Genomic DNA, 23,855 nt, shown 5'->3' on the forward strand with positions numbered 1-23,855 from the left:
AACTGTAGGAATAGTTGACGGACACACGCGACGTTTTCCGCCATTTGTTAAAACATGCCAAAGTGTGCCCAATACGCGCGAGAACTATAATCCGAAGTAGCGACCCGGTTTGTCATCCGGAATCGCTGCGATGACCACATCGCGCAGTTTTCAGGCAGGATTCTGAGGAGCGGCACATGGCGAACGAGTGTCAGGCGAAAGACAACCATCTGCTCTCCGTTTTGCCGGACATCGAGTCGGCGCGTCTTTCACCCCATCTGGTTGTCGTCGATATGCCCTTGGGGCGCGTCGTCTATGAATCCGGCGACCGGCTCGATCACGTCTATTTCCCCACCACGTCGATCGTCTCACTGCTCTACGTGATGGAAGACGGCTCCTCCGCCGAGATTGCGATTGTGGGCAACGAAGGAATCATCGGTATCGCCCTCTTCATGGGCGGAGAGACCATGCCCAATCGCGCCATCGTGCAAAGCGCCGGCGAGGCGTACCGGCTCGATGCACGGATCCTGAAAGAGGAGTTTCACCGCGCGGGACCCGTGCAGCGGCTATTGCTGCGCTACACGCAGGCGTTGATCACGCAGATGGCACAGACCGCCGTTTGCAACCGTCACCACTCGATCGACCAGCAGCTGTGCCGCTGGCTGCTGCTCAGCATCGACCGCCTGCCATCGAACGAACTGAAGATGACTCAGGAACTGATCGCAAACATGCTGGGCGTGCGCCGATCCGGGGTCACCGAAGCGGCGTTGAAGCTTCAGGATGCGGGGCTGATCCGCTATAGCCACGGCCATATCGAAGTGCTGGATCGCCCTGGACTCGAAAAGCGTGTGTGCGAGTGCTACAACGTGGTCAGACGGGAATTCGACCGCCTGCTGCCAGACCTCAAGGCCCTGTAAGCGGCGCGTCCCGAAGAGTCCCCCTAAAGCGCGATGATCGCCTTGAGTACTTGCATATCTACTGCGTGCACAAGGATCTTCCAAGCGTCAAGGGTATCGCCAGGTTCCTATCTGGCGATCAGTTCACGCGAGCCGGGCGCGACGCTGTAGAAGCGTCCACGCGTCGAGTCGACGCACCCGGCAATGGTATGTCGTTTGTCCTTCTGCTCAACCCTCGGGTCGGACGCGCTGATCGTCGTGCAGCCTGATGACGACAGACAGACCGCGAGGATCGATCCCCGCACATTGCGCCACGACGTCACGAAGAACCTGGCTCAGCAGCCTGCCAGCGGGTTAAGTACTGCCTCATACGCGCACATTCCTGGTCGGAAGGGAACATGGAACCGTTAGAACATGCCCTGCTTGAATATCACGAACGCAGCAAGCATCGCGTCGACCGCTACGCTCCAGGCCCTCGGGAGCTCGACTGGGCAACGCAGCCTGATCCGTTCCGGGTATTTTCCGGTGCACCGCGCGTGGATCTGCCGTTAGCCGCGGACACGTTGGCTACTCGCTACAACACGTTGCGCTGCGGTACCCTGCCACCCGCGCATGCATTCGATCTACCCAGCCTGGCAATCCTGTTCGAGCTCTCGCTCGGCCTGTCGGCGTGGAAATCCTGGGGCACCCAGCGATGGGCATTGCGCTGCAATCCATCAAGCGGAAATCTGCATCCGACCGAGTGCTATCTTCTGTGTCCTTCTTTGCCCGGATTGTCCGGAGGCGTCTACCACTACCTGAGCCGGGATCATGCGCTTGAACATCGCGCGGCGGTGGACGATCCGCGATGGGCTGAGGCGTTTGCCGAGAGCGGTGTCCTGGTCGGCGTAAGCTCGATCCACTGGCGCGAGGTATGGAAATACGGTCTTCGTGCCTGGCGTTACTGCCAGCACGATTGCGGCCATGTCATCGCCGCGGTGAGTTACGCGGCGGCAGCGCTCGGCTGGCAAACGCGGCTAATGGAGGCGGCTGCCGATGACGCTACGGCCGGTTTGCTCGGCCTGGACCGCGGCGAAGATTTCGTCGATGCCGAAGCGGAAGCGCCGGATGTTTTACTCTGGATCGGCAATCCTGAACGACAGCCGGATCTTGAACTCATGCTGGCCGCGTTGGATAAGGCTGCGTGGTACGGACACGCGAACCAGCTGAGCTCCGGACACGTGAAGTGGCCCGAGATCGATTCGATCCAACGCGCCACACGTAAGTACCGTACTCGTGAAACGTACTTGCCGAATCCGCAACACCATTCTTCGCCCACGACGCCCGCCCTTGATCTCAGCTTTGCCCACATCGCACGGCAGCGCCGCAGCGCTGTGAATTTCGACGGGAAAACGTCGATCACCGAGGCGGCGTTTTTTAGCATGCTGGCGTGTTTGTTACCCGGTCGCGAGACACCACCGTGGAACGCACAGACATCCGCCGTGGCCGTGCATGTGGCGCTACTGGTACACCGCGTCGATGGCCTGACGCCGGGTCTGTATATGCTCGTGAGGAATCCGCAAGCGCTGCTGGATCTCAGACAGTCTCTGCGGCCAGAATGGCTGTGGGAGAAGACCGGGCCGGAGTGTCTGCCGCTCTATCTTCTGCTGCCCTACGATTTACGCGCCATTGCAAAGACGATCTGCTGCCACCAGGATATCGCCGCCGACTCCTGCTTTGCGCTGGGAATGATCACAAGACTCGAGATCGCCCTCGCACAACCATGGCGTTATCGCCAGCTGTTCTGGGAATGCGGCGTTCTCGGCCAAGTCCTCTATCTCGAGGCCGAAGCCGCTGGCGTGCGTGCAACAGGGATAGGCTGCTTTTTCGATGATGAAATGCACACGCTGCTCGGAGTAAAGAATCACGCCTGGCAAAGCCTGTATCACTTTACCGTTGGGGGTGCGGTAGACGATGAACGCCTCTGCACATTGCCGCCGTATGAGGTTCAATCTTAAGGCCGTTATGCCGCGCGTCGCCAATGGCGCGACTGCCTCCGCGAGAATCAACCAGCAACAGAATGCTTCATGACATGCGCCGATCTTCGCCATCGACGAACCTCATTCGATGCCGATGCCTCCGGCACGACGTTTGTTGCCGTCGTCTCCGGTACGGAACCGTACCGACATCAATTCCGCTTGCGAGCACCGTATTCATGCGCCGCGCAACTGGGCCAGCTTCGCCTCTGGATGTCAAGTTGACGTCGAGCGCGTACTGACCATACAGATGACGAGCAGGCGAACAGAGAGGTCCACCATGAAAAGCTATATCGCGACGCTGCCGGCGACGCTGCTTATCTTTGCCCTGACGAGTGGCACGCTAGAGGCTCAGGGAACGCCACAACCGATCAACGCGAAACGCGTTGACGTCGTGCAACTGGCGACCGGATACCGGGCATCGAAGATCGATGGAGCCCCGGTGTTCAACCACAGCCACGACAAGATCGGGACGATCGATGATCTGATTATCGGCCCGAACAATCCGGTACCTTATGCGATCCTGTCGGTAGGCGGCTTTCTCGGCATGGGAACTCATCTGGTCGCGGTGCCATGGAACAGCCTGCAGATCGTCGACCGGCAAATGCGTTTGCCGGACGCGACCAAAGAATCGCTAAAAGCATTACCCGAATTCAGATATGCGCCTGATTAGGCTGCCCTACGTGCAAGACAACTGGTAACCGCATCGAGTCTGGGGCCCTACGGCTTGCCGAGCGTCACCGTCACACTATGACGCTTGCCGTCGTCGAGCAGTTTCCCGGCTGACTTGCCGCCGGCGAGGCGCAGGCCGTCCACGACGACGCAGCTCACGTCATGGCTCACGCACAAGCTCGTACCAGGGCGACGGCAGGTCCTTACGAGATCACATTGGCGCGTCTCTGTTCGCGGGAGAAAGCGCAGGCGTAGGGACCTGAACAATGACCACTATCGCGGCCCGGAAGAGCCCGTTGTCCTCGCCGCTTTGATCGCTTCGTGGACTACAGGCCGTATCGCTCACGCAACCTGGCCTGCTCGCCCTCTCCGCTCGACTGGCTGGGACGCTGTCCATGCTCGAGTGGATGTGCCGAGCGGTACAAAGAAACGCCGAAAATCAGTGCCATCCCGATCAGGATTCCCCACATTGCGTATGTCATGGTGTGCCCTTAAAGGAGGGGGGACGGCTAGTCGCAGGCATTGCGTCGACACCTCTGGTGGAATGCGGAACGAGTGGAAAGCAGGAACGCATAGTGCAACCGATAAAGGCTTGCGTCTGTACGCTGTCGTACCGCATCTGCTTTCGCTAAGGCGTAGGATCAGAGTCACCATCGAAAATCAGGAGAACATCATGCTCAGGCGAACCTTCATATGGACTACGCCGGGGTCGATCCTGGCTCTGGGCCTCGCGGTCTCTGGTTGCACGACAACCAACTCGACCGACGCCCGCGGTCAGCAGATGGACAAGCGCCACACGATCGATGCAGGCGTCGACTCGACCCTGGCCCGGCTTTATGTCTCGGCAAATGGCTCGCGTGAACTGGTCGGCAAGGCTCGCGGCGTGCTGATATTTCCGTCGGTCATGGATGCGGGCTTCGTGGTCGGTGGCCAGTATGGGGAAGGCTCGTTGCGCGTTGGCGGAAATACCGTCGGGTACTACAGCACGGCAACGGGTTCTGTCGGATGGCAGATCGGCGCGCAATCCCGCGCGATCGTGTTCCTCTTCATGACCGAGCAGTCGCTCAACCGGTTCCGTAGCGCCGACGGCTGGTCGGCTGGCGCAGACGCGTCGGTGGCCGTACTGAAACTCGGGGCGAACGGCGCAGTCGATACGAGCACGGCTACAGGCCAGGTGGATGCCTTTGTTCTGGCAAACGGCGGGTTGATGGCGGGCGCATCGCTTCAAGGCACGAAAGTCACCCGGCTCACATCTTACTAGAGAGCCGCACTAAGGACCTCCCATGTGACGAGTTCCTGATTTTCAGGTTGCGGAGAAATCATGTTGCGAAGCATAAGAAGCCTGCACGGATGCGTCGTTCGCGCATTTGACGGCGACATAGGCTCTGTCAACCAGGTCTACTTCGACGACGAGTCGTGGGGTGTCCGTTATCTGGTGGTCGAGACGGGTAACTGGCTTAGCGACCGGCAGGTACTGATTTCTCCGTACTCGGTCGAGCACGCGGGCGCGGTGTCAAATCCGGTCCAGGCAGTCCACGCGGTCCATGTGAGCCTGACCCGACAACAGGTGAAAGACAGTCCGAATATCGACGCGCACAAGCCGGTGTCGCGACAGAATGAAATCGAGTACCTGCGCTACTACAGCTATCCGACGTATTGGGGTGGGCCCAACCTTTGGGGAATGGGCGCCTACCCCGCGTTCGATCCGACAGGGCCGACGTCAGATGAAGAATCGGAGTTGCCGGCGCCGCCCATACTGCACGTGAGCCGCTCACGTACCGACGTTCATCTGCGCAGTACGGAAGCGATCAAAGGCTACCACCTGCAAACGGCCGACGGCAGTCTTGGCCATGTGTCGGATTTCATTTACGACGACGAAGCCTGGGTCATTCGTTATCTGGTTGTCGATACGCGTAACTGGTGGCCCGGCGGCAAGGAAATACTGATCGCAACTTACTGGCTGGACGAGGTGGACTGGTTCGCCTCGACTGTTTCAACCTCGCTGACTCGCGAGATCATCCGGCAGAGTCCGGCCTATGACGACTCGGTTCCACTCCATCGAAGTTACGAAGTCGCGCTCCATCAGTTTTATGGAAAACACGGATACTGGTCGAAGGCAGACCTTTACGGCCAGGCGCCCTGATCCCCATCGGCCTGCAACGCACGCGCGCCGTCAACCATTGCCTGAGCCACGTTGACGATATGCGTCAGAGCATGTCGTCATGGAAGCGCTTCGTGAAGATCCGGTCGTTATCTTCGACTCGTGACGGGCGTGTGGGGGTCGACCGCACTTCGAAATCAAAAGTCTGAACGACGGCAACGCATCGATTTTCGCATCACGTCATTCTCTTTTCCGCACCGTCTGACACATCATCCGCTCGAAGTGCCGCGTTGGCCGCCACCAGCATCGCCGCGCCCTGCTCAAACAGCGCTGTATCGAGTGCGTCAAACGTCTTCAGTAGCATCTTTCGCTCCGCCCTCGTCCCACTGCTGCTGTCCTCCACGGCGACCGCTTCCTTCCTCAGGCATTTAACGAGCTTCGCTGCACATCGACCGTCCAGCGACCCATCAGCAACCAGGGTCTGGATGTGACTGGCCAATGCGACGAGCGCGACCTGAGTGGAGCGAGTCTTGTCGGGTTCCGCGGCGGCGTGCTTTTTGCTCATGATGATTCTCCGATGTCAATCCATGACGTCCGTTCTGGGCGCCGGCCATGTCACATTCGTAAATTCGCAAACTGCCCGGAGTCGGCCAGTACGATTACCCACAAAGAAGCCGTGAATCGAGATGCAGTTGGCCACCCACGTCGAACAGCAGCCATCGGATCATGGCTGGCTCTTCAGTTGAATTCGGTTCGCTCAACCGAGGCGGCCACTTGATATCAAATGGGCAAATCTGCTACCTGTGTTTCGTCTGCAATGTCTTCCTGTGCGATTTCCGGTGATCGGGTGCGGAGAAAATTTTCGTCGCGCCACCGATCGAGGGGAGATCACTAACGGGAAATGTTCCCTCGACGGCTTCGTCGATATTGTGTTCACTGTTTTCACTATTCGGACGTTTCTCGGGACGATGGGCGCGCATGATGACCTCCGGTGACGGGTATGCGGGTCGATATGTTCGGGACATAAGAGGCAAAGCGTGGCGTTACGGCAAAAACACGCTCTGCGGCTGGAAGATGCGGCGCGATTCCCCTCGCACGTCTATCTCAATCCGAAATAGCCCAGCACAAACAGAACGATGGCTACGGCTCCCACGAGCCAGACGATGTTGTACATGACGCGCTCCTTACGTTCCCCCCACTTAAGCGGTTAGTCGCGCATGGCTCGAGACTACCCCGGCCGCGTGCAACTTCACCGCCAGAATTTTCCTGGAACGAAGAAATCAGCGCCCGGTTGTACGCGAATGCGAGCCTTTCCATTGCGATCGGGGAATGGCCCGTGCCTCAGGGTGTACCGTCACATTCTCACGTGCGACTGAACAGGTCTGTACGGTAGCGGTCAAGGCCCCTCACCCACTGCATCAATCGGTGTTCACGCGCCGCTGACCGAGCGAGCCGGTCAAGTGGCGCGGACAAGTGGATACGGGAGCGTACCGTCTGCACTTCAAGTTGCGAGCAACGTATCCCTACGTGCCATCATCCGTGGCCGCTTGTGCCTCTAGCGCGCTGCCGACCAACGCCTCAGCCTCCTCGACGATACGCATCAGGTGGTCCTCGCCGCGGAAGCTTTCCGCATAAATCTTGTAGATATCTTCGGTGCCTGACGGCCGAGCGGCAAACCATCCGCTCTTCGTCACCACCTTGATGCCGCCAATGGCCGCACCGTTGCCAGGCGCCCGGTCAAGCACCTGCTCGATTTTTTCGCCGGCAAGTTCAGTGTGGGGAAACTGCACGGGCGACAACCGCGCAAGCAGCGTGCGTTGCGACGCCGTCGCGGCCGCCTGCACGCGCCGCTCAACCGGCTCGCCGAGCCGCTGGGTCAGATCCCGGTATATTTCAGCGGGATCCCGGCCCGTGCGGATCGTGATTTCGGCAGCAAGCAAAGCGGGAACGATACCGTCCTTGTCGGTACTCCACGCCGTACCGTCGAGCCCCAGACAACTAGCGCCCGCGCTCTCTTCACCGGCGAAACCCAGCGAACCGTCGAGCAGGCCATCGACAAACCATTTGAAGCCGACCGGCACTTCGTAAAGCGGACGGCCGAGATTTTCCGTCACCCGATCGATCAACTGACTGCTGACGACGGTCTTGCCCACTGCCGCCTGAGCGCGCCATAGCGGGCGATGTGCGTACAGATAGTGAATGAGGACCGCCAGATAATGATTCGGTGGCAGCAGTCCCTCTTGCCGGGTGACGATACCGTGGCGATCGTGATCGGTGTCGCACGCAAAGGCCACGTCAAAGCGATCTTTCTGATCGATCAGCGTCTGCATCGCATACGGCGACGATGGATCCATGCGAATCTGTCCATCCCAATCGACGCTCATGAAGCGGAAGGTTGGATCGACCTCGTCGTTGACCACGGTGAGATTCAGGTTGTAACGCTCGGCAATCGGCCCCCAGTAGTGCACACCCGCACCACCAAGCGGATCGACGCCGAGACGGATCGGCGCACCGCGCACCACATCCATATCGATGACGTTGACGAGATCTCCGACGTAGGCGTTGAGGAAGTCATGCCGATGCGTCGTCGTGGCGCGCAGCGCCTTCGGCAAACACACGCGCAGCACACCATCGAGCCTGCTTTCGAGCAGACCGTTCGCCGCTCTTTCGATCCAGCCGGTTACCGTCTCGTCGGCCGGGCCGCCGTTCGGCGGGTTGTATTTGAAACCACCGCTTTCCGGCGGATTGTGCGACGGCGTCATAACGATGCCGTCTGCAAGACCCGCCGTCCGGCCGTGATTGTAAGCAAGAATGGCATGCGACACCGCCGGCGTGGGCGTGTATTCGCCGTTTTGCGCGATCATGACGTCGACCCCGTTGGCGGCCAGCACCTCGAGCGTGCTCGCGTAAGCGGGTTCAGACAGTGCGTGCGTGTCGATGCCGATAAAGAGCGGACCGTTGATACCCTGCTGCTTCCGGTAGTGGCAGATGGCCTGCGTAATGGCGAGCACATGCCACTCATTGAAGCTGCGCACAAACGCCGAGCCGCGATGGCCGGATGTGCCGAACGCGACCCGTTGGCCCGGGATCGCAGGGTCCGGCTTTTCGGTGTAGTACGCCGTGACAAGCCGTGGGACGTTGACCAGCATCGCATGGGGCGCCGACTTACCGGCGAGAGGACTAAGGTTCATCGCGGTCTCCATGGGTAATCGCATCGATGGCCTCGCGATAATCCGTGATGGCGAGCGCCGCCTTTTTCGCATCCTCCACATGCCAGAAGATAATCGCCCGGCCGCGTCGAACGTGCCTTGAAACTGAAGACACATAGCATCAGCGATACCTTGCACATCATTGAGATCGGTGTCGGTACGGTGCCGTACCGCGCTACGGCTGACGGCATCGACTTCAGGTCGACCTGGCCGAGCGCAGATGAGGGGGGTGCCGTCAACGGGAGGACCTACAGAGTGAATATGGCGAGGATGTCACCCGCAGAAGCTGCCCAGGAAGCCGGATGCTGACGCAGAAGCGACCAACTTCAGATACGCAGCGGGCAACCGTTCGCACGCGTCAAACCTGCACGCCACCGTACAGACTTACCTCATCGTCCATGGGATCGTGCTATTCCAACCTGCCCGTAGCAGTGATCTTCGCATCACGCTCGCGTAGCAGGCATTAGCGAATCGCCTGGTATTGGTACATCGCGCCCGAAAGGCGTGATATGGGGATCAACATGTTAGTACGTTCAACGTCTTTCCGACGCTCGGATGCCACGCGTGACGCGCGCCACGCAGACTTGATAGACGAAATCATCGAACGCCGTCCGCGGCAGTCTACAGTCGTCCTCCTGAATTCGTCCCGTCCAGCTCGCGACCATGTCGGCACGCAGAAATTGAAGAGCCAGGTTCTGGCCGTGGTGGCGCACGAGCTTCGTGGACCGCTCACGCCGCTGCAACTCGCCACGCAGCTGATCCGCCGGGCGTCAGTGGATCGACCAGAAGTGCTCCGGTCGCTCGACATGATCGACCGGCAGATCGCACAGTTATCGCGGCTCGCCGAGGATTTAATGGACGCTACACGGATCGACGGCGACGTCCTTCGCCTGCGCCGGGACCGCGTCGACGTGGTCGCGTTTCTGGCCGCCCCGTTCGCCGCGGCGGCAATGGCGACGGCCAAACGTGGCCAGACGTTCACGGTGCAGCTTGCCGACAGGACGCTACGTGTTATGGGTGACCCGGTTCGTCTTGCACAGGCCGTCAACAACCTCCTGCAGAACGCGGTGAAATACACACTCGAGAACGGTTGCATCACCGTGAGTGTACTTTCTGAAGGAAAGGACCTCGTCGTATTGGTCAAGGACAATGGGCTGGGCATATCGGGAGCGCTTCTGCCACATATATTTGACCTCTTCGCCCAATCCAGCAGAACGATTGGGGCGAGTGCAGGCGGTTTGGGAGTCGGTCTTGCCGTCGTGAAAGCCGTCGCCGAGTCGCATGGCGGGACCGTATCGGCTAGCAGCGCAGGGCCCGGTGCCGGTAGCGAATTCACACTGCGACTGCCCATCGTGATCGAACGACCCGTGCCGGGTGAGCAGGCATGATGACGGCACTCCCGCGGTCGGCCTCACTGTCTGCGGGTTGCCCATTCTGCTGAAAAAACTCGTTCAACCTCGACAATCACGTGCCTCACGAGCAACGGGTCGGAGCGCAGACTATGCGAGGAGTTACATCGTCTTATTTGGGAGTATCCCGGCAAATCGCACTCATATGGCGCTGTCGTCCGGAAACAGGTGATCGGAACGGGGGAATTGCAACGTGACGACGCGAAACCGACAAAGTTACGTTGCCGCCCCATCAAGTTCGGGATCGCTGTTGCAACCGTCGATGAATCGCCGCGCCTGCCGCTCTGCATACGCGAACGCGGCCTCAGCCGAGAGGAAGTTAAGGTGCTCCGGCAAGCTTGCAATGGCCGATGCGGGCGGAGCAGCGGGAAGGATCAACCAGGAGACGGCGTACCGAAGCTGCTGGCCGTCAAGCGACGGAGATTTTGTCTGGGTGACCCGGACATCGATGGTGTATCCGCGATATGGCACGCAGCTTTGGTTTTGCATGGTAGGCCCTGGTCAGTACGCCGGCTTTGCGCGAGAACTATCCAAAGCGCATATCATGTGCCTGCTACCTAGACAGTCACGATGAGGGCAAAATGAAATTGCGGCAGGCACGAGATCGACCCATACGCGGCGAAGCGGCTGCGCAACCCGACGCCGCGAGTGGGCACCATTCACACCCTCCACTGCTCAACGGGCGAACTTTGCCGTCGCACTCGCCACTGCGCTTTCATCAAGTGGTCGACAAATCCCGCCGCATTCGCGTACTGCCCGGTCCGCTTAAGTTCGATGATGCGACAAAGTGGCAGGTCATCGGACATGTCCATCGAACCCTGCGCTTGCCAAGCGCCAAATCGCGTCGCAATTCGAGTTCGACTTATGGTCACTCGCAACGACGACATCGATCACGACTCTGCCCCCTCGAAACTGACATGAATTGTGCGCTTGGCACTCCAGCCTGTGCCGCCATCCGTATCTGAGACGCGTAGCCGGGCTCGTTTCCGAAGTGCGAATCCGTTCGGGACGCATTGATGATCGTCACGCTGGCGAAGACCGTTGAACTGAACGCCCTAGCGGGTCGCCATAACTGGTCGGGCACTGATCTGTTCGGCGCACTGCGCGATAAGTCGCTGACATGCCCGATTTTTACGTATACGGGTGCGTATATACCATTTGGAATAGTATATTTTAGTCTTTATATTCATGCACTTACGATCAATATTCGAGTCCTCTCCTGGCACCACAAGTTGTTCCGGCATAAGCCGAAGTAGTTCGAGAAACCCCGTAAGATCAAAGTCTTACGGGGTTTTTTGTTGCTTAGAGCGTTCCTCATCCTCGGTCCCTACCCTGAGGTCACGCTTACGGATGCGCGCCGGGCGGCCGCTAGAGCACGCAGTCTTCAGCTCTTGCCGGATTGCATCGAAGCATCAAAGCGCGCTCCCGTATTCGACAGCAACCAACGCCCTTCCGCCGCCGTCGGCAGTACCCGTGCACAGGCGGCCTTCGGTTACAATGCGCTGCCTCCTCCTCTTCGCACGACGCCGACAAATCGCGCGTTGGTTCACCGCGAATCATCCTTTGACTGATCGCCCAGTAAGGCCGGCGATAGTAGCGCCCGTTGGACTGCACGTCCCGAATTCCGTCGGATCGGGATGGCGGGCTGTCGTGTCTGACCGAATCCCCTCGCGTACCTGACTCATCGCCCGGACAGGGTGATATTCACGACTTCCAGAACGCGGGAGCCGCCCACCAAACCCCGTGCATCCGACTATCACGCGCGTGCACAGATCGACGCTCCCGGCTTCTTTCTCAGCGGACATCGCACAGCGATGTCCCATCGCTTCATCAGGACCCTTGAATGGCAAAAGAAGAACTGCTGGAACTTGACGGTATCGTCGACGAAGTGCTGCCGGACAGTCGCTACCGCGTCACGCTCGACAATGGCGTGGTGGTGGGCGCCTATGCGTCCGGCCGTTTGCGCAAGAATCACATTCGCATCCTGGCGGGCGATCGGGTCACGCTGGAACTCTCGGTGTATGACCTGACGAAGGGAAGAATCAATTTTCGCCACAAGGACGAGCGCAGCGGCGCCCCCACGCAAAGAGCGGCATTTCGCCGTCGTTGACGAGGTAGTCCGCGAATATCGACTGCAGCCTCACCTATGTCATGGCGCTGCACGGATGCCCGTACTCGACTCGCCTTACCCGGCTCGCGTCCGAGGCCGGATTCAGAAAAACTTTCGCTGTACAAGTCTCGCAATGGGCGTAGCATGAAATCAATGATTGACCCACGCCCGTTCCCGGCGCCTCCCCGGCAGCCTTTTCCAACGGAATCGGGCCGCTCGCTTTCATCGCAGGCCGAACAACGTGGCCTATCGTGTGGAGACTGAATCCGGTCGTTCACACGCCTTCTTCGTTCCACCGCGTAGTGACGCGGCCGCAAAAGGTTTCTCGTGACAACGGGTTTCCGTCTTTACCGTGGGCTGGAAATCTATTCATGGGTCTATCCGCATTGCCAGGCCGGAACCCATCGGCGCCCGCCCGCGGCAGGACATGCAGGCAACATTGGGGATTCGATATGAGCAGAACTGATCTGTTGATGTGGATTCAACGCGACGGTTCCAGCATTGTTGGCCGGTTTCTGCCGTTGGGGGCACGTGCCGAGTTGGATGGCGTCATCCGCGATGGCCGTCACGAGGTCGATTCGGATGCCTATCTGATGTTCGTGTCAATTCGCGCACTGCTACGCAAGGGCGGCATGGCGAGCTGTGATTCGGACCGTGAGGCCGGCCAGATCATGGCACTTCTGAACGCGTAATTCGGCCCTCCCCCACCAGGCGCCCCGAAACGATCATGGCCGCGCGACAACCAGGCAAGGAAAGAGAATGCGCTTCAATTCGACACGATTCATCATCGACCCGACGCCACGCAGAGCCGACGGCGAGTACATGGCTCATGCCCGCATCAGCACCAGTCGTGCGGACGGCAGCGCCTACGACGTTCGCCTAAGCGGTGATCTTGCGGGCTTCGACGTACGCGACGATGCCATTGCCTATGCAAAGAACTGGGCGCAGGAGTGGCTGGACGCACACTTCGGCTAAAGGGTCACACGCATTCGAACGCGATGGGCGTGGTCGGTCGCTCGTACGCCGCGGCCCGGTCAACCGATTTCACGGTACCAGACGTAACAGCACGAATTGCGCGGATTTTGCCTGACATTGAGCGAGAAATATCGTTACGTAGCGGAGTATCACGCGTATAGTGGCCGCTCGCAGAGCGGCTGTGCCTGACCTTCTTCAATTTGGAATTCGAACTATATCCAATGCGATCGAAGGTCATCGCACGCGCCACCGGAGCAAGGATCGCTGTCCCTGCCCCCTTCATCAGACATCACTCATCGACGACGGTTTACAGCAGCGAACACCGTCGCGAACGTCCAAACGATTCACGACGCAAACTCACCACCAGGAGAAAATTTGACTACCGTTACCCCCAAACTGAACGAACCAGTGGAAGTCGCGCTGCGCCGCTTCCGACGTTCGATCGAGAGCACTGGTCTGTTGAAGGAACTGCGGGCCAGGATGGCTTATGAAACACCGACTGCGAAGCGCAAGCGAAAGAAGGCTGCGGCTGTGGCCCGGCTACGAAAACAGATCAAACGGTCGATGCCGCCGAAACAGCTGTACTGACCGAAAGTTGTCGTACGGGTAACCGACCCGCCCGCTGTGGATGGACCACTCAGGACCACTCAGGCGGGCTCCCAGATGGTGCGATCAGACCCATCACCGTCAATCAACATTTCGGCGTAGGCCATGGATGCGCGCCGTGCGTCGCCGGCGTGCATGAAAGGACGCTCGCCTGGCACACGGAATAAGCGGCTCCGGGGGCTGTCCATCACGGAATCGGGTTCGCTGATACGAATCGACGCATCGAATCCGTCCTCGTAATTGTGACCATATCCCGTCTGGGTCGCGCGATGTGGATACACGAGCAGGGAAATATCGAGGCCTCGATAATGGCGAATGGTTGTCATGATGTAACTCCTTTGGGCCGCAGCACGCAGCCGTTTATTTGATCGTTGTGCGGATTTGCCGAAGGCGATATCCGAACCACCTGGCGAGCCACACCAGCGAGGCGAAGCAGCCCGGATCCGAGCCTCTCGGCGAGAAACCCGGTACACGGACCAAACGGTGATTTAAGCGGCTTTGCGCCCGTCCTGCCTGCGAGCTTCGCACTTCACATCGGCAAGCGCTCGCTCAGCCGATATTCCGTTTTCGTTTGCACACCGCGTTGCCCCGAATTCACGAAACGCGCCACCGCCAGCTTCGCCTCACTTTCGCTACATCATCGGGGGCCGCTTCCGTCGCTTGTGCGACGAAGCCGGCATCCTGGATCCGCCGGTTGCCACGGGCAGTGGAGAGGGACCGAGGTTGATAGCCGTCGTCAGGTCATTCGGAATAAACCCGGTAACGGTGCGGACAGTGATCCGCTTTGCAGACCTCTTGATTCAAGATACGCGTGAGGGCGCCCTCGGTCAATTCAATTCTCATAGCAATCTCTGCGCCGCCCCGAATCGCACGTTCCAGGAGTATAGTGAGTCTCCCCCTGTGGAGTGACCACCATGTCGACGCACGCTTTTCTTCTCTATAAGGGGTACGAACTTCATCCCCTCGTCTTCGCCCGCACATTCAACCGCTTTGACGGGCATTCCCGTTACGCCGAAGGTTATGACATTGCAGTACGGATTTGTCGTCCGGGCGCAATTGCAAGCTCCATCGCAAGCCGTGTTTTCAGACTGAATCAACCGCATGCATTCTCCGACTTCGGTATGGCAAGGCGTACCGCTCGGCAGCAGGGAAAGGACATCATCGACGGAAAGGTGAGCGGAGCTTCGGTCATCGACATGTGAAAGGGCTGCTGGTGTGGAATCCACTGATTCGCGCACCTAACCCGAGATAGCGCGGAAGCCTGGTATCGCTGATTTACCGTAAAAAGAGTTCGCGCGCCGGAAAGGGTATACAGTGAAGAGACCGTCCACACTATGTGGACCGGTCTTTCAGAGGTAGTCATGCGATCAAATATCAAGAAAGCAATCCCTCTCGCGGCAAATGACACTGCTTACAAGCAGGATCGCCAGGCGCAGCTTCTCATGCTCAAAACTGCGGATGCTGACCGGGCAGACCAGAGGCGCATCCATTATTCACTCATCGATCCCACCGCAAGTAAGTGGCGGTTTCCGCTGACACCATAAAAGGGCCGTTCGTTACGCTCGATATTCCGAATCCGAGCCGACGCTACGATACCGCCAGGCATTGCGTTTTTCAGGGAATATAAATATTCCCGGGAAATCACGTTCGAGGTCCATAGCGCAACGCTCAAAGACCTCCGACCCGTACTCGGATTCGATGAACGCTCGTTTCCCCTGAACTTTGACGAATGTCGAGAAAAGCGACTTGAAATCGACTGACCGCGTATCGCGGCTTCGAGAATCACATCGAATTAGCACGAGGTCACTGGAGTCCGATGTGACGAAACAGATTCTGCTCGATGACGAAACAGAATTCTCGCTATGGAAAGCCGCGCGGCAGACCAATAAGAATGCGTTTCGTCGCGTCCTGGTGGGCCACAAGGACAGAGCCATCGCAGAGTCGCTGTCGCGTCTCTTATCGCTACGAGGGTATGAAACGTTGGAAGCAACCGATCTCACGCGGGTGCGAACGTATCTGCGGAGTTGGAAGCCGGACGCATTCCTGATGGATACACGTCTGGATTTGCGTTTGAATTACCAGCTTGCGCGGGAAATCCGAACAGAAGCGACGACCGCCAACATGTTGATGCTGGCCATGAGCGATATCTGGCCACTCGATCCCATTCATGCGATGAGGGAGGCCGGGTTCGACGGCCACTGCAGGCGACCGCGCTCCCTTTGGCGAATCATCGAGATTCTCGAAAGCTACTCCAAAGCATCCGTCAGCGGCGCGGTTCGGTGTACAAGCCGCTGAGCAGGCTTGCTTTCTCACGTAGCCTCGTCCAGTAAGCGATGTTCGACACATCGGTCTGAATCACCAACAATCGTAGTGCACTTTACCGAATCGGTAATTGTGATCCTGAACGTTCCCGCCAACAGACATTTCAAGGCCGTATGGTGGTGTATGCGTGACCATCTGGCCCAGTAGTCGCGTAACCCGTTCAATGTTGTTCATGCTAGTCTCTGATCACCAGAGGGAGCCTTTCATGCAGCGGGTGATTGCGTATCGCAGCTTCGAGATTCACGTCGAATTGACTCCGGCTACTCAGGACACGTTTGACGTGACCTTTCAGGTAAAAGGCGGCACAAACCTCGAGGTGCTTGGCGCGCGGGGAGGCAGAATACCGCTGCGCAACGGCCCCTTTACCGAACGATGGGCCTACCTGATAGCGGAAATCGCCGGTCAAGCCGCAATCGACTTATTACTTGGCCCAGACGACTGAGTTCCATCTTTGTTCCCTCGCCCCGCGCACTCAGTGGTCGTATGGGGTACGACCGACATCGGGCGACTGTTTTTGAACGCGCGCTTCATTGCCTGCATCGCGGGATCATCTCTTGCGGCTGCATTCGGCAATGCGCCTTCGAAATGCCAGGCCAGCCCACCCCTGAATCAGCCGAACCAAGGAGGATTCATGAAGCTTCGAGTCGGATACGAACTGTCATACGAGTGCCCGCAACCCACGCCGATGATGCTAATGCTGAACACGCATTTTTCGCATGCGAAGGACATGGTCGTGGCGGATTTGCTCGTTACCGATCCGCCGCTGCCGATCAGGCAGTATCGCGATCTGTTCGGCAACCTGTGCAGCCGGATCGTCGCGCCGGCCGGGCGTGTCGCATTGCGCACGACAGCGCTCCTGAATGTATCAAGCGCCATGGAAACACGGCCCAGCGACGGTTGGGGTCATCCGGTCGAGCAGTTGCCCGACGATACGCTGACATTCCTGTTGGGGAGTCGCTATTGCGAAACCGATCTGCTGGTCGAAACAGCGTGGCAGATTTTCGGCCAATGCACCCCGGGCCGCGACACTGTGCTGGCCATCTGCGACTTCGTGCACCGGCACATCGAATTTGATTACGGGCATGCGCGGCCGACCAAGACCGCATGCGACGTGTACCGCGAACGCAAAGGCGTCTGCCGCGATTTCGCGCATCTGGGCGTCACGCTATGCCGCGCCATGAATATTCCGGCGCGCTACTGCACCGGCTATATCAGCGACGTGGGCTTGCCGCCCGTTGCCGCGCCGATGGATTTCGCGGGGTGGTTTGAAGCCTATGTGGGAGGTAGCTGGCAGACCTTCGATCCGCGCAACAACGCGCCGCGCATTGGGCGCGTATTGATGGCGTACGGTCGTGACGCTGCCGATGTGGCGATCAGCAATGCGTTCGGTCCCGCGGTGCTAACGCACTTCGCGGTTCACTGCGATCAGGAATGACCGAGCTACCATGACGGATTCGATCGGTCGATGCAACAACGCGATGAGATCGTTCAGGCGATCCAACAGACTCACCGGCTGCGGCGATCTGCGGCGGTCTATACCTGATCATGACGACCCTGCGGCCGGGTAACGCGACCTCGCCAGCTCGCGTTTGAGGGTTTTCCTTAGCCTCCGGCATGGCAACAATGACAATGGTTAGCCGTCGACGGACATGCTAGGATTTCCCTCAAACAACTCCGGAGACTGCTATGCCGTTCATCTGCGAAAACGTTGAATGTCGTGCCGTGCTGGCCCGCGGGCAGGTCAGATCCAATCGCGAGGACGAGGGTTGGTGCTTCTACTGTCCGGATTGCAAAGTCAGGAACGAGTTGAAAGATGTTGGTGTACCTGGCGGCCCTGTCGAATTGGTTCAGCCAGAAAGACCCAATCTTCCGCACAGGATAATCGCGGCCGCTCGTCCATTGGAGGACGGCAGGTACGCAGCGCAATTGCGCGTTCAGAGGGCACTCGGTATGAAAGGAACATACGGGGTCGAGGAGCGCTGGGAGCAGCTCGGTGTTTTCCCCGACGCGAAAGAGGCCATAGCGCATGCCAAGTCTTTCGCAACAGACCTGCTGGAGCAAAAGGCCTAGTCGAGAGTGGCACCTTGAATTGCGCCATACCTGGCGATGCGCGGATCATTACGGCAGTCCCACAACCGTAGATCCGCGCGACAACGTGGTGCCTGACGTTGTCCATGCCGTGCAGAACAAACGGATACCGTACCCCCCGAATCCTCCACCCAACAGGATGTGACCGGCCTGGATTCAACGAGCCTCAACTCACGAAGGACCACTCGCAGCGAGCTTGACAAATAGTCTGGCCGCTTCGTTGCCATGGGACAAAGCGCGCAGTGCGAGCGAGAGCGCTAGCTGTGCGTCGTGGGAGACCGCGCTACGATCCTGATCGAACAGCTTGACCGCGTGGCGCATATGCTGCGCCGCCTGCGTGTGAAGCTCCACGGCTGCCGCATGAAGTTTTGCGACGTCGGCGGCAGTGACGCCTGCCCCGGTGGATGGCGGCGTTATGGACGACGTATTGGTGCTGTGCGCGCCAGCGTCGTGTGCCTGGTCGATCGCATGCAACGTGTGGCCATGGGCCAGCATCGCCTGATGTGCGGCGTGGGCAAAGTCTCGACCGTCCTCGAAATGCCGCGACGCCTCGCGGTGATGTCGCGCGGCCTGTTCGTGGTGTGACGCCGCCGCTTCGAGATGACCTTTCTTGCTATGTTTCGTGTTCACGCCGGCTCCTTGGCAACTTCAGAACTGACTCCGATGGCGACCGGTTCGAAGACACCATGGCAAGTCGCAACAGCGTCCTAATCTACACCACTTGCGCCTTCTGCGGCATTTGCGTCTCGCGGAAATTCTTTTGCCGTCTTTGAGCCGGAGCACGGTCGCGTCGGTAAAGCGCGCAAAGTGACTTGCCGAGATCAATACGCCTCGAAGTTTTCGCTGCGTGCCATCAGTGCCAGTCCGACCACGGCAATGCCGCCGAAGAGCGCCGGCAGCAGGAAGACGTTGGGAAGGCCCAACAATGCGACTCCGAAACCACCCGCGACGCCTCCCAGGGCCGAGGCGAGCGCCGTCGAGCTCATGAAGATGGCTGACGCCGTTGCGACCGCGTTGGGAAGGAGCCGCTGGGCTACGATGATGCCCAGAACCATAAAGATGCCCCAAACACCGCCCATGAGGATTTGTCCAGCGAACATGCCCACCGCGGACGACCACAGCGCAAAGCAAAGATTGGCGAATATCCCCAACGCGGCCGCGAGACACATCAACCACAGGTTACCCAGCTTGCGGCCCAGCCCGATGCTGAAGGGCATGATGAGCAACTCGATGAACGGCTGTATCCCGATGACCGCTCCCCGTACGGCCGGGCTCAACTTGAGTTGCTCTTCCATGTAGACCAGCAGAAATCCGTACTTCACCGGCTCCCCTGCATAGACCAGGACAAAGAGTCCAGTGAAGGTCAGGAGTGGAAGCATGGCACGCAAGCTGGAGTGGCTCGCGGGCTCATTCACCGACTCCGGCTTGAGCCTGGCGGTTGGGTTCAGCGCACCGAGAGGTGCGATCTGTAGAAGGATGCAGATGGCCGTCATCCAAAGCATGGGGCGCAGGCCGTAGGCAGCGGCCACCCACGCTCCCAGGACTGGCCCGACGATCCATCCACCGGTAAGCGCCATACGGATGATGGCAACGACACTTTCATTTGCGTCGCCGGGCTTGTCGCTGAGTTCATCGTGGACCGCCGCAAAAATTTGCGAGGCAGTCGCACCGGAAACCGCCAGCAATGCGACGGCGATGACGAAAGGCATCCAGATCGACGTAGAGACGGCTATCCCGGCCCAGCCCAGGAAGCCTGCCACGGCACAGAGGCGAAATAGACCGAGGCGATTGCCACTGCGATCGGAGTAGCGACCGACAAAATACCCGGCGACTGGCGCTGCAAGGCTCGTCAAGTAATAGAATCCCGCCAACGGCAGCGAGGCGCCGAGTTCCTTCACCAGGAACAGAACGATCTGTGGTGCAGCCGCCGATGTGCCGAGACCCGACAGAAACATCGCAATCGTTGCGCCGAGAAAAAACCTCGACCCTGCAACTTGACGCAAGGCAGATTTGCTACCGGCTCGGTCAGGCATCGCCACAGATTGACTACCGCTTTGGTCGGACATCGTGAATCGAGCCCCCTGGTTAAGTTCCTGAGCGGGTTCAGCCGCGACCGGTGGTCCGGCGCGCACGCCGGAGATTATCGCAACCGCTTTTCGATTGCCATAGTCATGTCAATGTGGTCACTTCGGTATTGCTGAAACAAGGGGCGAGGCTTGAAATTGGCAACGCCTGAGCAGCTCGCCAAACATGCGCTAGCAGAGTTCAGAACAGGAACGCTCAACGTGCGGCCACATTCTCAACGCTGATGTTCGCGAATGGTCCTGTGCCCTGTCAGTCCAACCAGCCGCGCAGTCGCGCATGATCGAGAAAACGGTAGACGTCGGGCGCAAGCTCGGACGTGCTGAAAAGCCGCTCGAGCTCGCCGATGATGTCGTCGAGCTCGTGCTCTCCGTCGCAACGCGCGAGAATTGCGCCGGCGCTCGTATTGAGCTTCACCCTGCCTTCGGGATAGAGCAGCACGTAGGCGTCCTGCTCCGCTTCCCACTGCAGGCGGAAGATGCTCCGCAGGCGGGGACGCAGCGGCACACCGCTGTCCGCGTCAATCGGGTTCATAGGGGCCACGCCTTGTCGGTCGCATCGCGGATCGAGCAGAGAAGATCGAATCTGAACCGCTGGATATCGAGCGCGCACGGCCCGCGACGCCACTCGGGCACCGCGGACGGCACGCCGCAACGGGCTCAACGATTGGCGATATACATCGTGACTTCGAAGCCGAAACGCAACTCGGTGTACGACGGGGTGATCCAAAGCATGGCATGTCTCCTTGTTGGCGATTGGATGGCAAACCGCGCCTGATGCGCGGCCGCTCCCTTCAAAGCAAACGACATGCCGATGTCGATACGCGAGGCACATACACTTCGCACGCAAGCCGCCGAGGGACTGCGGCCATGACATCGGCAATCGGCTGACAGAGGCAGCACGAACCCGTCGCCGCACGAGCCGTTCGGGACGGTTGTTGCAGTGTTGAGTTTTGGAACACCGCTGCTGCGGGATGCAACAGCGGTGTGACAGCACGCAGGCGAAACAGGTGTGCTGAGAAGAACGCCGCAGTGGGCTCAGAAGAGTTGGCTCAGAAGTCGTCCACGGCAGGACCCGGCTCGACGCCCGGCATCTTGCGGTAGATCGTGTTGCGCGACACGCCGAGCTCGCGCGCGGCCGCCGAAACATTGCCGCCATGGCGCGCGAGCGCAGCGGCAATCACCGAAACGGTCACTTCCTGCAGGCGTGCATTCTCCGGCATGAACGCATTGCCCGCGCTGGACGCATTCACCGCGCTACGCTGCGAAGCGCCGCAGCGCAGGTCGTCGAAGAAGTCGTCGGGCAGGTGTTCGCGGCGGATCTCGCCGTCCGCGTCGACCATCGCCGCCGCCGTGCGCAGCAGGTTGCCGAGTTGCCGGAAGTTGCCCGGCCACGGGCATTGCTCGAACATCGCCATCACATCGGGCGCGACGTGAAGCGGTTGCCGGTTTCCGCAAGCGATCGATTCGCGCAGCAACATACTCTGGATCACGATCGCCAGATCGGTACGGTCGGAGAGCCGCGGCAGCCGCACCACGAGTCCATTGAGCCGGTAGTAGAGATCCTCGCGGAAGCGGTTTTGGGCGATCATCTCGCGCAGATCGCGGTGCGTCGCGCAGATGATCGCGACATCCACCGCAATGCTCCTCGTCGAGCCGAGCGGGTTGACCACGCGTTCCTGAAGCACGCGCAGCAGCCGCACTTGCAGCGAATACGGCATGTCTCCGATCTCGTCGAGAAACAGCGTGCCGCCGTTCGCCTGCAGCAGCTTGCCGACGGCGCCCTTGCGACGCGCCCCGGTGAAGGCGCCCTCCTCGTAGCCGAACAGCTCCGATTCGATCAGCGTCTCGGGAATCGACGCACAGTTGACCGCCACAAATGGGGCGGCGTGCCGGGGCGAATCGTTGTGAATCGCCTGCGCGAGCAACTCCTTGCCGGTGCCGGTCTCGCCGTTGATCAGGATCGGAATGTCCTTGCCGATCACCCGCTTGACCTTCGCAATCACCGCGGCGACCTGCGGGTCGCCGGTGTCGAGATAGCTCAGGCGCGAGAGCCCGACGGCCGACTGCGACGCATCCTCGCGCGGCGCCGTGCGTGCCCCTTCGCGCACGGCGAGCGGGCGGCTGCCTTCGGCCAGCGACGGCCGTCTGAACTGCACACGCGCGCAGACGACCGCGCCGCTGCTCAGATTGAGCATCAGGTGCGGCTCGAGGCTCACGCGCGCGCGATCGATCAGTTGCGCGCTGGTCGTCTGGAACAGCGACGAGAGCGTATGCGCGCGCAGCCCGGCGAGCGACATGCCGAGCTGAAACTGGGCACTCCGGTTAGCCGACAGAAAGCGGCCGTCGCATGTGAACGCCACGATGCCTTCCATCAGCGTGCCCAGAAACTCAGGACGACTATGGAAGGACACTCGCAGCGTTTCGTGAAAGGTGGTCGTAAAGAGATGATTCTCGATCATCTGCACCGACATCTTTGCGAGCGCCATCGTGTGCTGATGGTAGCTGCGGTAGTCGCCCGTCACGTCGAGCACGCCGATCGCGTCGCCGTAGGGATCGAGAATCGGCACGCTCGAGCAGGTCAGAAAGCGGTTTGCCGCCAGGTAGTGCTGGTCACCGTGCACGACCATCGCGCAGCGCTCGGCCAGCGCCGTGCCGATCGCATTGGTGCCCTGACGGTCCTCGGCCCAGTTCGCGCCGGGCCGCAGCGCGACTTTTTCCGCGCGCGCGAGGAAGTCGTCGTCGCCGACCGAATGCAGGATCAGCCCCTCCGCGTTGGTCAGCACGATCATGCTTTGCGTGTCGGCAATCTGCTCGTGCAGCGTCTCCATGACCGGCGTCGCATGCGCGCATAGCACGCGGTTCTGCTCACGCTGGAGCTCGAGTCCCGCGTTCGAAAGAACTTCATAATCCGGTCGCGCCGATGCGCACAGACCAAAGGTCTCGGACCGTTCGTGCGCCTTCTGAATCGCCGGCGCGGGCAGGTCATCGGACCGTGCGGCCGTCTGAGTGACGGCCGGGTGAACGTCGTCGCGCATTGTCTCCCTCCTGGAAAGCCCGGTACTTGCCGGACTTTTTCCCTGTTCTATTAAGCAAGCTCCAGGCCATGTGTCGCAGCTGCCGAAAAGCGGAGCCGCACCCCCCGAGTGTTGCCGATCGCCCGCGATCGTCACCCTGATCCCGGTGCAACAGCGCTGCAACTGTCCTTTTTCTCAACACTCCATCGCCCTGGTTGTACCTGGATGCAACACATGGAGCGCCGTGCGCCCAGCGCTCCCAGCCACACGATTCAGGCGCGCCGCCCTTGCCGACTCGCTCCCGCGAATGGCATACGACTTGCAGTAAGGGCATCGCAACCGGATCGACACAGAACAACGAGGCCCCACCTCCCC

Annotated in this window: 26 protein-coding genes; 15 read left to right on the top strand and 11 right to left on the bottom strand. The window is 59.7% G+C overall.

Translation table 11 applies throughout. The features are described from left to right. Positions 1-176 precede the first annotated feature (176 nt). From CI15_RS00805 to CI15_RS00815, 3 genes are all read left to right on the top strand, one after another. Positions 177-896 carry a Crp/Fnr family transcriptional regulator gene (locus tag CI15_RS00805; protein WP_062123253.1) on the top strand — a complete coding sequence of 240 codons (720 nt, stop codon included), beginning with the start codon at positions 177-179 and terminating at the stop codon, positions 894-896. Between the two features lie 377 nt (positions 897-1,273). Continuing rightward, the gene (locus tag CI15_RS00810; protein WP_062123255.1) at positions 1,274-2,872 is read left to right on the top strand and encodes a SagB/ThcOx family dehydrogenase; all 1,599 of its coding nucleotides are present in this window, start codon (positions 1,274-1,276) and stop codon (positions 2,870-2,872) included. Between the two features lie 298 nt (positions 2,873-3,170). After that, a complete protein-coding gene (locus tag CI15_RS00815) occupies positions 3,171-3,563 on the top strand; it encodes a PRC-barrel domain-containing protein (protein WP_082814157.1) in 393 nt (130 codons plus the stop codon). Between the two features lie 47 nt (positions 3,564-3,610). Here the strand turns inward: CI15_RS00815 and CI15_RS37995 are convergent, their stop codons facing one another. Continuing rightward, positions 3,611-3,733, bottom strand: a complete 123-nt coding sequence (locus CI15_RS37995; protein ID WP_277621022.1) for a hypothetical protein — start codon at positions 3,731-3,733, stop codon at positions 3,611-3,613. A gap of 502 nt (positions 3,734-4,235) precedes the next feature. Here CI15_RS37995 and CI15_RS00820 point away from each other — a divergent pair. Together CI15_RS00820 and CI15_RS00825 are read left to right on the top strand one after the other, a co-directional pair. After that, complete coding sequence (locus CI15_RS00820) at positions 4,236-4,823, top strand: BPSL1445 family SYLF domain-containing lipoprotein (protein WP_062123258.1); 588 nt, start codon at positions 4,236-4,238, stop codon at positions 4,821-4,823. A 60-nt stretch (positions 4,824-4,883) separates the two neighbouring features. Further along, positions 4,884-5,705 carry a PRC-barrel domain-containing protein gene (locus CI15_RS00825; RefSeq protein ID WP_062123261.1) on the top strand — a complete coding sequence of 274 codons (822 nt, stop codon included), beginning with the start codon at positions 4,884-4,886 and terminating at the stop codon, positions 5,703-5,705. A gap of 193 nt (positions 5,706-5,898) precedes the next feature. Here CI15_RS00825 and CI15_RS00830 read toward each other — a convergent pair whose 3' ends face one another. Further along, the gene (locus CI15_RS00830) at positions 5,899-6,228 is read right to left on the bottom strand and encodes a hypothetical protein (protein ID WP_062123264.1); all 330 of its coding nucleotides are present in this window, start codon (positions 6,226-6,228) and stop codon (positions 5,899-5,901) included. Between the two features lie 958 nt (positions 6,229-7,186). Beyond that, entirely contained in the window at positions 7,187-8,866 is a 1,680-nt protein-coding gene (gene pgm / locus CI15_RS00835) for a phosphoglucomutase (alpha-D-glucose-1,6-bisphosphate-dependent) (RefSeq protein ID WP_241495776.1), read from the bottom strand. Between the two features lie 515 nt (positions 8,867-9,381). Between pgm and CI15_RS00845 the strand changes: the two genes are divergently transcribed. Next, positions 9,382-10,260 carry a sensor histidine kinase gene (locus CI15_RS00845; RefSeq protein ID WP_062123270.1) on the top strand — a complete coding sequence of 293 codons (879 nt, stop codon included), beginning with the start codon at positions 9,382-9,384 and terminating at the stop codon, positions 10,258-10,260. A gap of 237 nt (positions 10,261-10,497) precedes the next feature. On the opposite strand, the gene CI15_RS00850 is transcribed toward CI15_RS00845, so the two are convergent. Beyond that, positions 10,498-10,770 (bottom strand): hypothetical protein, encoded by a 273-nt coding sequence (locus CI15_RS00850; protein WP_062123273.1) that lies wholly within the window; start codon positions 10,768-10,770, stop codon positions 10,498-10,500. 1,354 nt (positions 10,771-12,124) lie between these two features. Between CI15_RS00850 and infA the strand changes: the two genes are divergently transcribed. From infA to rpsU, 4 genes are all read left to right on the top strand, one after another. Beyond that, positions 12,125-12,391, top strand: coding sequence for a translation initiation factor IF-1 (gene infA, locus CI15_RS00855; protein ID WP_062123277.1), 267 nt, complete (start codon positions 12,125-12,127; stop codon positions 12,389-12,391). 473 nt (positions 12,392-12,864) lie between these two features. Continuing rightward, positions 12,865-13,083 carry a hypothetical protein gene (locus CI15_RS00860; protein WP_241495777.1) on the top strand — a complete coding sequence of 73 codons (219 nt, stop codon included), beginning with the start codon at positions 12,865-12,867 and terminating at the stop codon, positions 13,081-13,083. Positions 13,084-13,150: 67 nt separating this feature from the next. Further along, positions 13,151-13,366 (top strand): hypothetical protein, encoded by a 216-nt coding sequence (locus CI15_RS00865; protein WP_062123283.1) that lies wholly within the window; start codon positions 13,151-13,153, stop codon positions 13,364-13,366. Positions 13,367-13,741: 375 nt separating this feature from the next. Further along, entirely contained in the window at positions 13,742-13,954 is a 213-nt protein-coding gene (rpsU, locus tag CI15_RS35115; protein ID WP_075643638.1) for a 30S ribosomal protein S21, read from the top strand. Between the two features lie 59 nt (positions 13,955-14,013). Here the strand turns inward: rpsU and CI15_RS00870 are convergent, their stop codons facing one another. After that, on the bottom strand, positions 14,014-14,298 hold the full coding sequence (locus CI15_RS00870) for a hypothetical protein (protein WP_062123286.1): 285 nt from the start codon (positions 14,296-14,298) through the stop codon (positions 14,014-14,016). A 588-nt stretch (positions 14,299-14,886) separates the two neighbouring features. Here CI15_RS00870 and CI15_RS00875 point away from each other — a divergent pair. Further along, positions 14,887-15,174: a hypothetical protein gene (locus CI15_RS00875; protein ID WP_062123288.1), complete on the top strand. Its 288-nt coding sequence runs from the start codon at positions 14,887-14,889 to the stop codon at positions 15,172-15,174. A gap of 165 nt (positions 15,175-15,339) precedes the next feature. On the opposite strand, the gene CI15_RS38000 is transcribed toward CI15_RS00875, so the two are convergent. Then, on the bottom strand, positions 15,340-15,462 hold the full coding sequence (locus CI15_RS38000; RefSeq protein WP_277621023.1) for a hypothetical protein: 123 nt from the start codon (positions 15,460-15,462) through the stop codon (positions 15,340-15,342). 328 nt (positions 15,463-15,790) lie between these two features. Here CI15_RS38000 and CI15_RS00880 point away from each other — a divergent pair, with 328 nt between their 5' ends. The 4 genes from CI15_RS00880 to CI15_RS00895 all read left to right on the top strand — a co-directional run bounded on the left by CI15_RS00880 (position 15,791) and on the right by CI15_RS00895 (position 18,364). Further along, a complete protein-coding gene (locus CI15_RS00880; protein WP_062123291.1) occupies positions 15,791-16,267 on the top strand; it encodes a response regulator in 477 nt (158 codons plus the stop codon). A gap of 232 nt (positions 16,268-16,499) precedes the next feature. Next, on the top strand, positions 16,500-16,736 hold the full coding sequence (locus CI15_RS00885; protein WP_062123862.1) for a hypothetical protein: 237 nt from the start codon (positions 16,500-16,502) through the stop codon (positions 16,734-16,736). A gap of 189 nt (positions 16,737-16,925) precedes the next feature. Continuing rightward, the gene (locus CI15_RS00890; protein WP_062123294.1) at positions 16,926-17,729 is read left to right on the top strand and encodes a transglutaminase-like domain-containing protein; all 804 of its coding nucleotides are present in this window, start codon (positions 16,926-16,928) and stop codon (positions 17,727-17,729) included. A 251-nt stretch (positions 17,730-17,980) separates the two neighbouring features. Then, complete coding sequence (locus tag CI15_RS00895) at positions 17,981-18,364, top strand: hypothetical protein (protein ID WP_062123297.1); 384 nt, start codon at positions 17,981-17,983, stop codon at positions 18,362-18,364. Positions 18,365-18,553: 189 nt separating this feature from the next. Here CI15_RS00895 and CI15_RS36930 read toward each other — a convergent pair whose 3' ends face one another. The 5 genes from CI15_RS36930 to CI15_RS00915 form a co-directional block, all read right to left on the bottom strand. Next, entirely contained in the window at positions 18,554-19,012 is a 459-nt protein-coding gene (locus tag CI15_RS36930; RefSeq protein WP_161950032.1) for a hypothetical protein, read from the bottom strand. 191 nt (positions 19,013-19,203) lie between these two features. Continuing rightward, positions 19,204-20,448, bottom strand: a complete 1,245-nt coding sequence (locus CI15_RS00905; protein ID WP_062123303.1) for an MFS transporter — start codon at positions 20,446-20,448, stop codon at positions 19,204-19,206. Positions 20,449-20,716: 268 nt separating this feature from the next. Beyond that, a complete protein-coding gene (gene pqqD, locus CI15_RS00910) occupies positions 20,717-20,998 on the bottom strand; it encodes a pyrroloquinoline quinone biosynthesis peptide chaperone PqqD (RefSeq protein WP_062123307.1) in 282 nt (93 codons plus the stop codon). A gap of 125 nt (positions 20,999-21,123) precedes the next feature. Beyond that, positions 21,124-21,198, bottom strand: a complete 75-nt coding sequence (pqqA, locus tag CI15_RS38220) for a pyrroloquinoline quinone precursor peptide PqqA (RefSeq protein WP_153041034.1) — start codon at positions 21,196-21,198, stop codon at positions 21,124-21,126. A gap of 317 nt (positions 21,199-21,515) precedes the next feature. Beyond that, positions 21,516-23,501: a sigma-54-dependent Fis family transcriptional regulator gene (locus tag CI15_RS00915; RefSeq protein ID WP_062123309.1), complete on the bottom strand. Its 1,986-nt coding sequence runs from the start codon at positions 23,499-23,501 to the stop codon at positions 21,516-21,518. Positions 23,502-23,855 lie beyond the last annotated feature (354 nt).

The organism is Paraburkholderia monticola, from assembly GCF_001580545.1.
Taxonomy (GTDB): Bacteria; Pseudomonadota; Gammaproteobacteria; order Burkholderiales; family Burkholderiaceae; genus Paraburkholderia; species Paraburkholderia monticola.